Annotated in this window: 9 protein-coding genes; 5 read left to right on the top strand and 4 right to left on the bottom strand. The window is 46.5% G+C overall.

The genetic code is table 11. The features are described 5' to 3' along the window. Positions 1 to 5 precede the first annotated feature (5 nt). Complete coding sequence (gene brxL / locus FIM25_RS03920) at positions 6 to 2,054, top strand: BREX system Lon protease-like protein BrxL (protein WP_139446520.1); 2,049 nt, start codon at positions 6 to 8, stop codon at positions 2,052 to 2,054. A gap of 613 nt (positions 2,055 to 2,667) precedes the next feature. Here brxL and FIM25_RS03915 read toward each other — a convergent pair. After that, positions 2,668 to 4,656, bottom strand: a complete 1,989-nt coding sequence (locus FIM25_RS03915) for an acyl CoA:acetate/3-ketoacid CoA transferase (protein WP_246052006.1) — start codon at positions 4,654 to 4,656, stop codon at positions 2,668 to 2,670. A 248-nt stretch (positions 4,657 to 4,904) separates the two neighbouring features. Between FIM25_RS03915 and FIM25_RS03910 the strand changes: the two genes are divergently transcribed. Then, positions 4,905 to 5,369, top strand: a complete 465-nt coding sequence (locus FIM25_RS03910) for a chemotaxis protein CheX (protein WP_139446518.1) — start codon at positions 4,905 to 4,907, stop codon at positions 5,367 to 5,369. Positions 5,370 to 5,374: 5 nt separating this feature from the next. Here FIM25_RS03910 and FIM25_RS03905 read toward each other — a convergent pair whose 3' ends face one another. Continuing rightward, on the bottom strand, positions 5,375 to 6,142 hold the full coding sequence (locus tag FIM25_RS03905; RefSeq protein ID WP_246052005.1) for a prepilin peptidase: 768 nt from the start codon (positions 6,140 to 6,142) through the stop codon (positions 5,375 to 5,377). 358 nt (positions 6,143 to 6,500) lie between these two features. Here FIM25_RS03905 and lon point away from each other — a divergent pair, with 358 nt between their 5' ends. Together lon and tsaB are read left to right on the top strand one after the other, a co-directional pair. Then, positions 6,501 to 8,939, top strand: a complete 2,439-nt coding sequence (lon, locus tag FIM25_RS03900) for an endopeptidase La (protein ID WP_139446514.1) — start codon at positions 6,501 to 6,503, stop codon at positions 8,937 to 8,939. Beyond that, on the top strand, positions 8,939 to 9,622 hold the full coding sequence (gene tsaB / locus FIM25_RS03895) for a tRNA (adenosine(37)-N6)-threonylcarbamoyltransferase complex dimerization subunit type 1 TsaB (RefSeq protein ID WP_139446512.1): 684 nt from the start codon (positions 8,939 to 8,941) through the stop codon (positions 9,620 to 9,622). Before lon ends, tsaB begins: the two co-directional genes overlap by 1 nt. A gap of 368 nt (positions 9,623 to 9,990) precedes the next feature. On the opposite strand, the gene FIM25_RS03890 is transcribed toward tsaB, so the two are convergent. Beyond that, on the bottom strand, positions 9,991 to 10,929 hold the full coding sequence (locus FIM25_RS03890; RefSeq protein ID WP_139446510.1) for a FecR family protein: 939 nt from the start codon (positions 10,927 to 10,929) through the stop codon (positions 9,991 to 9,993). Positions 10,930 to 11,125: 196 nt separating this feature from the next. On the opposite strand from FIM25_RS03890, the gene FIM25_RS03885 reads away from it, so the two are divergent. Continuing rightward, a complete protein-coding gene (locus tag FIM25_RS03885) occupies positions 11,126 to 11,659 on the top strand; it encodes a hypothetical protein (protein WP_179953140.1) in 534 nt (177 codons plus the stop codon). A 128-nt stretch (positions 11,660 to 11,787) separates the two neighbouring features. On the opposite strand, the gene FIM25_RS03880 is transcribed toward FIM25_RS03885, so the two are convergent. Further along, positions 11,788 to 13,446: a COG3014 family protein gene (locus tag FIM25_RS03880; protein ID WP_139446506.1), complete on the bottom strand. Its 1,659-nt coding sequence runs from the start codon at positions 13,444 to 13,446 to the stop codon at positions 11,788 to 11,790. Positions 13,447 to 13,458: the final 12 nt, after the last annotated feature.

The raw sequence follows: 13,458 nt of genomic DNA, 5'->3' as shown, positions 1-13,458 counted from the left end.
GCTTAATGACTCCTCTGGACCAGAAAATAAACGACTGCTATCCGGGCCTTGTTGTCCGTAAGGATCTTGTAAAGATCGTTAAGGGCAATGCCATAGTCCCTGCCTATGTTCTGGAATATCTGCTGGGCCAGTATTGCGCCACCAGCGATGATGCAAGCATAGAAACCGGGATTGATACGGTTAAGGAAATTCTTGGCAGGCACTATGTCCACAGAAACGAAGCAGGCCTTGTGCGTTCCAATATCAGGGAAAAGGGTCGTTACAAGGTCATTGACAAGATCAGTGTGGATCTCAATGACAAATCCGATGCTTATGAGGCGGAGTTTTCAAACCTTGGTATTAAAAAGGTTCTGGTGGATTCCAGTACCATCAAGGCCCATCCCAAGCTCCTTGTCAGTGGCGTCTGGTGTATAGCCGACCTTGAATATATGTTTACCGAAGACAAAAACAGCATCCCTTGGGTTTTATCCAGCCTTAAACCCATACAGCTATCCCATTTTGACTCCGAAGGATTCCTTGAAGCCAGAAAAAGATTTTCCACCGATGAATGGATGGATCTTTTGATGCAGAGCATAGGCTTAAACCCGGAAAAATTTGGAAGACGCAGTAAACTGACCCAGCTTGTGCGTTTGATTCCCTTTTGTGAACGAAACTATAACCTCATAGAACTTGGCCCCAAGGGAACCGGAAAATCCCATGTGTATTCTGAATTTTCTCCCCATGGTATTTTGATTTCCGGTGGTGAGATAACGGTTCCTAAGCTTTTTGTGAACAATACCAACGGCAGAATAGGGCTTGTGGGTTATTGGGACTGTGTTGCCTTTGATGAATTTGCAGGAAAGCAGAAGCGGGTGGATAAAGCCCTTGTGGATATTTTAAAGAACTACATGGCAAACAAAACCTTCTCCCGTGGCGTGGAAACCCTTGGTGCCGAAGCATCCATGGCCTTTGTGGGCAATACCCGGCACACGGTTCCCTATATGCTGAAGCATTCGGATCTTTTTTGTGACCTTCCTGAAAAATATTATGATTCGGCCTTCCTCGACAGGATGCATTTTTATATTCCCGGATGGGAAGTGGATATCATCCGTGGTGAGATGTTTTCAGAGGGCTATGGTTTTGTGGTGGACTATCTGGCCGAAGTACTGCGCAGTCTCCGCAACCATGATTATTCTGACCGCTACAAAGAGCTTTTCACAATTTCTTCTGATATTTCCACAAGGGACAGGGATGGAATTCATAAAACCTTTTCAGGATTGATGAAAATTCTTTTTCCCCATGGGGAGGCCTTGGATGAAGAAGTGGAAGAGGTTCTGCGTTTTTCCATGGAAGGACGTAAAAGGGTAAAGGATCAGCTTATGCGTATGGATGGCACATACGCCCATGTCCGCTTTGTCTATGTAAATAATGAAAATGGTCAGGAAAAAGCCGTTAAAACCCTTGAAGAAGAACAGTATGGATATGAAGGGCTGAGTCAGGAAAATGCAGAAATATCCATAGAAAGCAATCAGAAAAAAGAGACTGGCCCTGGGCTCAGCCTCCCTGATGATATCGGGGAAAAGCTTAAAGAAGGGCATTTTTCATTTCATGAAAACCAAAAGGGTGTTTCCTATGAAAGTCTTTTTGGGCCGTATTTAAAGGGAGCCTCAAAAATAAGTATTACAGATCCCTATATCCGGATTTTTTATCAGATCCGTAATCTTATGGAACTCCTTGAAGCTGTGGCAAAAATCAAATCCATTGAAGAAGAAAAGCATATTCACCTTTTAACCATTGAAGATGAGTTTAAAGGGGATATGCAAAGGGAGATTTTTGAAAAAATAAGAGAATCCGTACAGGGTGCAGGGATACATTTTTCATGGGAGTTTGATACTACGGCAACCATACATGACAGGCATATTGTGACAGATCATGGCTGGAAAATTTCTTTGGGCCGTGGGCTTGATATCTTTCAGGTCTATGAAATGAATGATGCCTTCTCCCTTGCCAACCGGCTTCAGCAGTTCAGGGCCTGTAAGTCCTTTGATGTGACATTTATCCGGCTGGAACAGTGAGTGGAGCTGGGATCACACCGCTCCAAACCGTAAAAAAACATAATATGCGGTGTTTTGTTAGCAACCAAAAATACACTATGCTGTATGTTGGAATTGTGTGAGCCAAGTGACCGGAATGTTCATGCTGAAAAAGAGAATACAAAAATTTTTTTGCTGATGAATCAACCTTAAGATCAGACTACCACAGCGGGACGACCTGGGCTCCCACATGAGTTACCCCAATCGTTGAAAAAACAGGGGCTAGCTTTGGTATAAACATGGTTTCGGCCATCACTCCCTCGGGGGAACCCCGATTCATGACAATTGACGGAAAAATGGATTCCGACAAGTTCATCCCATTCCTGAAACATCACAAAATTGGAAAGATGGCTGTTTCAGGTCCGGAAGACCTCAGAAAAAAATCTTTTCTATCTTCAGATCATTGCAAAAGCATACCATAAAAGCTGCCAGTTTATTTAGAGCAAAAGACACTCAGTATATTTTGGCTTAATGCCGAGTGTATTATGATCTTATTTGTAAAGGCACCGTCCAAAACCCCCTAGTGTCAGGGCAGCCATGGATGACCGCCCTGACACCTGACCCGAAGCAAGCGAAAAGGACATTAAGAGGTGCGCTATGACTGCAGCTTTTCCAGCGCTTTTCTGGCTTCCTCCGGACTTTCGTAGATATGGGGCGCTGCCTGTCGTTTTGCCAGGGCATCCCCCAGTTTCATACGCATGAAGGTGCTGGTTGTGTAGCGGGTGACACCTGTATAAAAACGTCTTACAAGGCGGTCAACCATATCAATGTATTTATCCATTAGTTCCGGATGTATACGGAAGTTGTCGTAATTGATGATGGCTGCAACCTTGTGTCCCAGAGGCTCCAGTATTGATGTGGCCGTATCCTCAATGGCGAGTATATCGGCCTCCGTCCATATGGAAAAGCCCTCAAAATTGACAAAAAAGGTGTTGTCTTCACTCTGATAATGAAGCCGGTGGACAAGGGGCAGTTCCAGCAGATCTTTTTTAAGCCCCATGGGTTCTGATGTAAAGATTCTCGGGTCCATGGTGGTGAGGTTGTCTGCGATATTGGGTGTAAAATCCATGTGGGCAAGGATGTCTTTTTCAAGATTCATACCCGGAGCAACTTCTGTGAGAAGAAGTCCGTCGGATGTTAGCCTGAAAACGCAGCGTTCCGTAATATACATGACATCCTGACCCTTTTGTGCCGCAACCCTGCCGCTGAAGGTGATCTGCTCCACATCCTCTACGAATTTGCGGCTTTTACCTTCCTTGATTATGGTCAGCTGATCGTTTTTTATGGTGACTTCAAGGCCGCCTGCGGTGAAGGAGCCCAGAAAAACCACCCGCTTGGAATTCTGGCTGATATTTATAAAACCGCCTGCTCCGGTGAGACTTGTGCCAAAGCGGCTGACATTGAGGTTGCCGAAGCGATCAGCCTGAGCCAGTCCCAGAAAAGCAATGTCCAGACCACCGCCGTCATAGAAATCAAACTGGGATGGCTGATCAATAATGGCATCCGTGTTGCTGCCCGTGCCGAAATCCAGACCGCCCGATGGAATACCGCCAATCACACCCGGTTCTGCCGTAAGGGTAAGATAATCCAGTACCTTTTCTTCGTGGGCAACCGTTGCGACACCTTCGGGCATGCCAATGCCCAGATTCACAACGCTGTTGGGCCTCAGTTCCAGGGCAGCCCTGCGTGCAATGATCTTTCTAAGGCCCATGGGCATATCCTCAAGGGACTGGGATGGCACCCTGATTTCTCCGCTGTAGGCTGGATTGTAAAAGGAGGAAAGGGTCTGCCAGTGATTTTCAGGCTTTGCCTGCACCACGCAGTCCACAAGCATGCCGGGTATTTTTACGGAGCGGGGGCAGAGGCTGTGGCGTTCGGCAATGCGTTCCACCTGCACAATGACAAAGCCGCCGGAGTTGTGGGCTGCCATGGCCATGGCCTGGGCTTCCAGGGTGAGAGCTTCCTTTTCCATGGTGATATTGCCGTCAAGGTCTGCGGTGGTGCCCCTGAGGATGGCCACATGGATGGGAAAGGTTTTATAGGCGAGATATTCATTGCCATCAAAGTGGATCAGCTCCACAAGATCTTCTTTGGTGCAGGCATTCACCTTGCCGCCTTCCAGTCTTGGATCCACAAAGGTGCCAAGGCCTACAGCACTTATGGTGCGGGGTTTACCTGCAGCAATATCCCTGTACATATGGGAGATGACACCCTGGGGCAGATTGTAGGCTTCAATCTGGTTTTCCATGGCAAGTTTCTGGAGTTTTGGCACAAGTCCCCAGTGACCGCCTATGACCCTTTTCACAAGCCCTTTGTGGCCAAAACGATTCATGCCTTTGTCTTTTTTATCGCCTATACCTGCAGTATATACGAGGGTAAGATTTCCGGGGGTTCCGGAGCTGAGAAAATTTTCTTCCAGGGCCAGAAGGATTTCTTCCGGTATACCTGTTGTGACAAAACCACTGACCACAATGGTATCCCCGGTTCGGATGACGCGTATGGCTTCTTCTGCCGTGACAATTTTACCTTTTTTTATCCGACTGGAGGCCAGGTTGGAGACTATGGGATGGCGGGGCTGTGTCATTCATGCTCCTTATGAAAAAATTAGAACGGGTTCATTGTGTTGCAGATTGATTGTTACGGGTTTATAGTTTTAAAGTCTGTGCCTGAGATGAAAGTGTTATGGGACTGTCTGTGTACCAAACCTGTGCGGCCAGATGATAAGGGGAAACAGGGCTTTCTTACAAGCTGAATTCCCTTAAAAGTTCAGGGGTGGGGATAATCAGTTTCTTTGCGCCTGCCCTGAAACGATACTTTATAAAGGAGAATAAAGTGGATGCAGCCTTGATCAACCCTTTTATTGAAGCCGGTCTGAAGGTAATGAAAACCACGGCCACGCTGGACGGCCGTACCCAGGCTCCTTATATAAAAAATAATAATAAGTGTCTTGGGCCTGTGACGGGTTGCATCCGTATTACCGGTAGTCCGAAGGTGTCCATTGCTTTAAGTTTTTCTGAGTCCTGCATTCTTACTGTTGTTTCCCGAATGTTCGGAGAAGAGCTTACGGAAATCAATGATGAAATAAAGGATGCTGTGGGTGAAATGATGAACATGATCTGCGGACAGGTGAACAATACCTTTGGTCAGTCTGGTATTTCCCGTAAGGCTGCTTTTGAACAGGTCCTTTCCGGTTCGGATCACCTTGTGGAACATGGAGAAGAGGGGCCGGTGCTGGCGGTTCCCATTAAAACCGAATCCGGAGATTTTTTTATAGAAGTCCTGTTTCAGCAGTCATAAAAGTTTTAGCGGCCAAGGCTTTGCATATAAAGGCGAATGATCTCAGGCCCCCAGAAAATATAGAGCAGGGCACCAAATGCAAGGAAAGGGCCGAAGGGAATGGCAAGGCGCATGCCTTCTTTCTTTCGGATCATGGCCAAAAGACCAATAAGGGTGCCGGTCAGTGAAGAGGCAAATATGGTGAAAAAAACACCCTGCCATCCGATAAAAGCACCGATCATGGCCAGAAGTTTGATATCCCCGCCGCCCATGCCATCTCTGCCCGTTAGAAGCCGGTAGCCGAGAGCCACAGCCAGAAGGCTGCCGCCACCCACAAGAATACCGATACCTGAATTCAGAAATCCTGTGTAAAAAAAACCGCTGGCAAGAAAACCCACAGGAATACCTGGAAGGGAAATGACATCGGGGATAATCCGGTGGTCCAGGTCAATAAAGGTAATTACTATCAGTGCAGCGGTAAAAAAGAAAAGAATAAGCGTAACAGGCTGCAGCCCGAAACGCCACACCAGAGCAGCGGAAAGGCAGGCTGTGATAAGTTCCACCAGCGGATACCTGGGAGAAATTCCTTTATGACAGTTTCTGCATTTCCCCCGCAGCATAAGCCATGAGAGAATGGGTATATTGTCATAAAATGCTATTGGTTTTTCACAACCGGGACATCGGGAGGGAGGATGTACTATGGAAAGGCCTTCGGGGATTCTCAAAATACAGACATTAAGGAAACTTCCCACAATGGCACCGAAAATAAAAGAAGATACAAGAAAAAAAGTCACTGGAATGTCCTTGAATGGGTAAAAAAGGTTCGGGCGTGATTAAAGGTCAGGTATTTTTTCATGGGCATTATGGAAAAATGAGCTTGAAAAATCAATCCCCTGTTATGGAGAATAAGGCTTTTTTTGGAATCTCCCTTGCGTAGCGAACATTCTTCACTATAATTAAGGGTTGGATTCGGTTATGGTCCGGGTAAAGAAAGCGGTTGGCAGCGCAGGCGAGGTAATTTTACTGCCTTTTTTAAAAGCTTTGTTTTTATTAATCATTGTCTTTTTTTGACACATTGTTTCGTGTTTAATTAAAAAGGCTTGTACATAAATGTGAGATCCTTCCCGTGAAGGATAAGTGCAAGGAGATTCAATGGCAGAAATCGATAAGGACGATCTCATCAGCATCATAGAGGAAAGTTATGATGTGGAGGATGTTCCTGAAATTCTTCCTCTCATGCCGGTTCGGGATGTGGTGATTTTTACCGATATGCTACTGCCCCTGTTTATTTCAAGGGAGCGTTCCATTCAGGCTGTGGACAAATCCCTTAGTACAGACCGTTATCTGATGGTGGCCACCCAGAAGGAACCAATAGACGAAGATCCGGGTCCGGATGGCATTTATACCGTCGGTACGGCATGTCGGGTATTGCGTATGCTCAAGCTCCCCGATGGCCGTATGAAAACCCTGGTTCAGGGAATATGTAAAGTCAGAATTGTTGAATATATACCCGATGACAGCGCCCTTATGGTTCGCATTGAGCGCATGCAGGAAGAAGAGGTAGGGCAGGAGCTTTCCATTGAAACCGAGGCACTTATGCGGACGGTTAGGGATCAGAGCGAAAGAATAATGGCTTTCCGTGGAGAATTTTCCGGGGATGTGGGCAGTATTCTGGAAAGCATTGAAGAGCCGGGCCGCCTTGCGGACCTTGTTACATCCAATCTGAGACTTAAACTTTCCGAAGCCCAGGAACTCCTTGAGATAGAAGATCCTGTGGCACGTCTGCGTAGGGTCAGTGATTTTCTGATCCGGGAGGTGGAACTCTCGGCTATGCAGGCAAAGATTCAATCTGAAGTGCGGGATGAAATATCTAAAACCCAGCGGGATTATTTTCTAAGGGAACAGGTACGGCTGATTCACAGGGAACTTGGGGAGGCGGATGAGCGAAGCCAGGAAGTGAGTGAGTATAACAAGCGTATCAAGAAGGCTAAAATGCCCAAGCCTGCCCAGGAAGAGGCAAAAAAGCAGTTGCGCCGTATGGAGCAGATGCATCCTGATTCCTCGGAAACCGCTGTGGTGCGGACCTATCTGGACTGGCTTCTGGATATGCCATGGAGTAAAAGCACAAAGGACGTGCTGGATATAAAAAAGGCTAAAAAACTGCTTGATAAGGAACATTTTGGTCTGGAACGGGTCAAGGAACGGATTCTTGATTATCTGAGCGTTCGTAAACTCAATCCGACCATGAAAGGCCCCATTCTTTGTTTTCTCGGGCCTCCAGGCGTTGGCAAGACTTCCCTTGGCCGTGCCATTGCTGCAGCAATGGAGCGTAAATTTTATCGTCTTTCCCTTGGAGGAATAAGGGATGAGGCGGAAATCAGGGGGCATCGAAGAACCTATATCGGTGCCATGCCCGGCCGTATTCTTCAGGGTTTGAAGCAGTGTGAGTCAAAAAATCCTGTGTTCATGATGGATGAGATAGACAAGGTGGGTTCCGATTACAGGGGAGATCCTTCCTCAGCCCTGCTGGAGGCTCTGGATCCGGAGCAGAATTCGGAATTTTCTGATCATTATCTGAACCTTGCCTTTGATCTTTCGTCTGTAATGTTTATTCTCACGGCCAATATGACGGATACCATTCCCTACGCCCTGCTGGATCGTATGGAAATCATAGAGATTCCTGGATATACACCGGAGGAAAAACTTGAAATTGCAAAGCGCTATCTTCTTCCACGTCAAATCAGGGAAAATGGTTTGAAGGAAGATGCTCTGATACTTGGGGATGCGGTTTTAAAGCTGATAATTGAAGAATACACTGCGGAGGCTGGAGTCCGTAACCTTGAGCGTGAAATCGGTACCATCTGCCGTAAGGCCGCAAGAAAAACTGCAGAAGGCCACAAGGGTAAAATACGTGTGGACAGGGCTAATCTTTCAAAGTTTCTGGGTATAGCAAAGTTTCAGCCTGAGATGGACAAGGATGAAAATCAGGTGGGTCTTGCCACAGGCCTTGCCTGGACATCCGTTGGCGGTGAGGTGCTTTATATAGAAGCCTCACTGCTTCCGGGAAAAGGCGAGCTGATTATGACAGGGCAGATCGGTGAGGTTATGCAGGAGTCTGCCCGTGCAGCCCTGACCTATGTTAAGGCCAATCTGGGTCGCATGGGCAAAGAAGCCTCATATCTGGATGATCTGGATATTCACATCCATGTTCCTGCGGGAGCCATTCCCAAGGATGGACCCTCTGCAGGCGTTGCCATGATTACGGCATTGGCTTCCGCCATTACGGAAAAGCCCGTGAATCAGGATATTGCCATGACAGGGGAAGTAACACTACGGGGCAGGGTTTTACCCATCGGAGGGTTGAAGGAAAAGGCACTGGGAGCCTTGCGTGGTGGGGTGACAACCATCTTTATTCCGGAAAAAAACCGCAAGGATCTTGAAGAAATACCTTCTTCTCTGAAACGTAAAATCAGTTTTGTTGCGGTGAAGGATGTGGATGAAGTCCTGAAAAAGGCCATCTCTGAAGATATTCTTTCGGCAGATCCGCCAGCTCCTAAATCTGGTAAATCCTCAAAAAAGAAGGCTTCTTAATGATAATTCTGGCTGCGGATACCACAACGGCTTCGGCCAGTGTCTGTGTCATGGAGGAATCAAGGATACTGGCAAGGCGTTTCAGGAATCCGGGCCAGACCCATTCCCGTCATCTGTTACCCATGATTGAAGGGGTTATTGACGATGCAGGGATGGATATAAACAGTCTTGATGCTTTGGTAACCACCCTTGGTCCGGGCAGTTTTACAGGCTTGCGCATAGGCGTTAGTACATTGAAAGGTCTTGCCATGGCCAAGGGATTGCCCATGTTCGGTTTTTCCACCCTTGAGGTTATTGCTGCCCGCTTTCTTTCTTTTCCATGGCCTGTCTGTGTTATGATGGATGCCCGGCGGAATGAAGTGTATGCTCAGAATTTTGATGTTTCCGGAAATATTCCAAGGGCTATGGGGCCTGCAGTGGTTGCATCTCCCCATGATGTTTTGGGGCATATGGATGGTTCTTTTCTTTTTGCTGGAAGCGGAGCTTTGCTTTACAGGCAAGAAATCATGGAAAAAGAAAACCTGCAGGCTTTCTGGCCCGGACTTTTGGCCCATGAACCCGATGCCGGGGAAGCTGCATTCCTTGCCATGGAGGCAGGGCTGGATGCTGCAGTAGCTCCGCATTTGATCACACCTCTTTATCTGAGAAAATCCGATGCGGAACTGCAGTGGGGAAAAAAATGAAACTTTTTTGGTAACTATTTAACACAATTTCCCTTTAATAAATCGAAAGCTTACAATTAGGAGCATAGACAACCGAGCCATTTGTTTGTGACGCAATCTTATTCGGGAGTTTCTTGCCCTGTGCGGAAGCGGCAAAAACTCCCCGCCACAGGCAGGATAAGCTTTTTTATTATCATGGTAGGCTTAAGCACGCTGCCTTTGTGGCGGCTCAGACAGTTTGCCGCTTCTTTCGCACATGCCTGCGAAGCTCTGATCCGAAACGATTGCAATGTCACTCACAAACAGCCCGATTGTTTTTCGCTGGAATCAAGGTTTTGAAATTAAAGCACAATCTTTCAGGAGGAAATGTGCTGAATAATTACAAGGCATTATTCCTTTTCCTGTGTTTGTTTTAAGCTGCTTTCAGAGCGTTTTTTCCACTGCTGAAGGGATCTGGCTTTTTCCTGGGTTTCTTTATCAACTTCTGCTTCCACGGCTTCGGGTTTTTCTCCTGCACCGATGGTGAGTTTTTTTCCGGGTCTCAGGTCAATTTCTTCTTTAAATGCCTGAAATTCAGCAGCCATTGTGGCCTTGTAATCGGAAAAATCCTGCAGCAGCATTTTTCTGTAATCCCCGAAACTTTTTTTCTGGAATGCCGCATATTCAGAAAAGGTCATTTCCCCCGGTTTTTTTGCCGTATAATGGGCCATAGCCTGTCTGTCCTGCCTTTCTATGCCCACATGTCCTTTGAAGAGAGCCACATCTTCGCGTTTTTCATTGGATGAAACCAGAAAATTTGTGCCCTTGACTCCGATGACCACCAGAGGGGTTTGAGCCGTTATCCTCCGGCCATCCCTTGCCGTTATTTCAAAAAGAGCTACTCCGGATTCAAGTTGCGCAGAATCGGCTTCCAGCACATTAAAAATACTGTCCGCATCCAGTATGACTTCGCTGTCTGCGGAAAGGATGAAGGCTCTGGCGTTTCTCTGGGTCTGTACCTTATCCCCCGTGTTCAATACTCTGGGCAGTTCTCCCGGAGATTTTGGAAAGGGAGATCCTGTTTCAAGGATCCGTACCGGCCCTTCGGTCATTATAAGACTCAGCCCTGAAGGTTTTTGACTGTTTTCATAAGCCATATCTTCTTCTGTCATTTTCTCCTCTTCGGAGATGGCAGAGGATAAAGATTCATCTTTGGGTGCATTTAGTTTTATTTCTGTTTCTGAGGGTTTCTGTGGGGTGTTACCCTGAGCAGAGGCTGAGCTGAAAATAAAAAATGAAAGAAAAATACACAGGAGAAAAGCATAGGAACGGGCTGAGGGAAGAAGCATGGACGTCTCCTTAAGTTTATTGGATTATTTAAACCATCTTATTTTTGACTATAAATATTTTTGTTATCTTTGTCACCCTGTAAAGGGTATGGATTATTCACTCTTTTCCTGACAGCATATTTTTTGTATTAGAGTTTTATTAATTCCCTGATTTCCTGATGGATCAGAGGGTACGGACTAAGTGATTCTGGAGAAAATGATGTTTATTGCAGGTATTCAGGAAATATCCATGCAGGGAGCCTGGGTTACGGTTCTCCATATGGATAGGAAAAATGTAAATAAAAAGTATCAGCTGAATCGATTGTTTTTTTATGCGTGGGAGTCAGGAAACAGCCCTGGTGTTCTTTTTACGGATTTGTATCAGGATAAGGGGCTGGTAACGGTAAAAAAGCAGTTCAGTCAGATAGGAAGGCCCCCTAAGTACAAACAGGTGATGCCCAGAATTCTTTTCCGTCCGGAAAAGGGTCTTTTGCTGGAAGAGCATAGAAGGATTCTGGCTTCTTTATCCATTGCCATGCCTTTTATTTTGTTGCCGGAAAAAGATGAGACTATCGCTTCTGAAAAAGCAGGGGAAAATGATCTTGTGGTTCTTGCAGAGAAGGTCATGGCAGAGGGAAGGTTGAATTTAAAAGGAGAACAACCTGAATTCACTAGTCCTGCCGGGATGAGTATCGGGCTTGCTCTATGGGGGGGAGAAAAAATATGGCGTATGGTTCGTTATGGGGGCTGAATTTTCGGTTTTAACCTGGCCATTGTTTTTTTCAGATCAGCCTGGAGAGTTGTCAGGGTCAGTCACAAGGCCTGACCCTGTGGTTTTACTTTGATAAAACTATGGATAAATCTGGAAAACAGAGTGCTTTATGGCTTGTAAATTGTTCTTTTTCTTACTATTTGAATTTTTCCTGAAATAAGTTCCGCGTTAAAACGCTCATCATTACGAAAATTTTTATTCTCGCTAATAATATTCATTTGGTATTGTCCTTCGGGAAGGTTCAGCCTTTTAATGCGGATGGTGTGGGGCAGTGTGAGCCAGGAGCGGGTATCCGCCATGCATGTGGCTGCTGCTGCCAGTGAACAGCCAAAGGGCGGCATTCCTGTAAGCAGGCAGGTGGAAAGGCGCAGAGATTCCACAGCCATGGCCTCAGTCAGCGCGCTCTGGGCACTGACAAGGGTGTTGGCCATGTGAAGGCCTGCAATATTATCCGCATCCATCATGGAACCGGTGCTATGACCATCCACAGTGAGTCTGCTGGTGAAAGGTGGATCATCGTAATAAAAAAGGGGCACTGCCAGGCGGACACCGGTTTCAAGGGCACTGATTAGTCCTGGAACCTGTTCCATGACTGACAGTAAGGGGCCAACCCCTATGGTTTTTGGTCTGATTTCATTGGGGTTGTAGTACCCTTCCTGATGGATGCGCTGTACTGCATCCAGAATCCCTTTTGGCGCATAGAGGTAATAGAACCATGAAAGCTGGTATCCCTGTTCTTCCCGTGTTCCAATGAGAAGAGGCCGTATTTCCAGCTGTTTTTGGCGGGTGTTCAGTTTCATTATGAGGTTGAGCTCCCCCTTGGGTGAGGTGAGATCAACTTCCTGAATGATAAGCAGATTCGCCTGTTGTCCCGGCAGGTAAGCGTTAAGCTGGTTTTTCAGGTCTTTGTTGCTTATGGTGCTCGCAACACGTTGCCACCTGGGATCTCTCTGGGACTTTAGGATTCTTGCGGTGTCAAACTTTGCCTGGTCCACCATCCCTGGATCAAGCCCATATTGTTTTACGTAGCCCCTTTCATATACACTGGCGGCCCTTTCGTAACTGATACGTGCATTATCCAGCTCGCCGTACTTTTCGTACATGACTCCCATTATGTAATGCATGAAGGCATTGTCTCTGAAGGTCAGCTCCCTTGGATTGATAACCTCACCATTGAGCTTAGCATATATTGACATGATCTGATTGAGAAGCTTTGCCTTTTCCTCTTCTGCTTCTTCATAGGAACCAGCCTGAAACACCCGTTCATCTAGAAGGATCTGTGCTCTGCGTCCTTCTATGCGGACAGCATCCAGCAGCTGATTTTTTTCTTCTCTGCTGAGATCTCCCTGTGCAAGAAAGATGTAATTCAGCATTTTATAATAGTGGATATAGGTTTTTTCAAAAACCTCACTTTTATAGGTCAGCATTCCAGCATTGGTGCTGGCACGTGTCATCAGTTCCCGGACTGAAGTGCCAAACAATCCTTCTGATAGCTGATAAGCCTGTTCCAGAAGACGGTTACTTTCACTGTAATCTCCAAGCTCATGCCTGATGACACCAAGCTCCATATAGCGCAGAAGATTATTGCGATCAGCCTCCAGAACTTCCTGCATTTTCTGTTCGGCTGTGGGGAAATCTCCGTCCCGGAAAGCTGCCGTTGCCTGATCAATTTGTTTGGAGTAACTGGCACAGCCACCCATAACGACGATAAGGCATATGGTGAAGAAAAATTTTAAAAGAAAATTTGTGGCCTGCATGTTTTTCATGGAGACTTCCTT

The sequence above is a fragment of the Desulfobotulus mexicanus genome (assembly GCF_006175995.1).
In the GTDB taxonomy this organism is placed as follows: domain Bacteria; phylum Desulfobacterota; class Desulfobacteria; order Desulfobacterales; family ASO4-4; genus Desulfobotulus; species Desulfobotulus mexicanus.
This window is presented reverse-complemented; position numbering and strand designations above follow the sequence as displayed.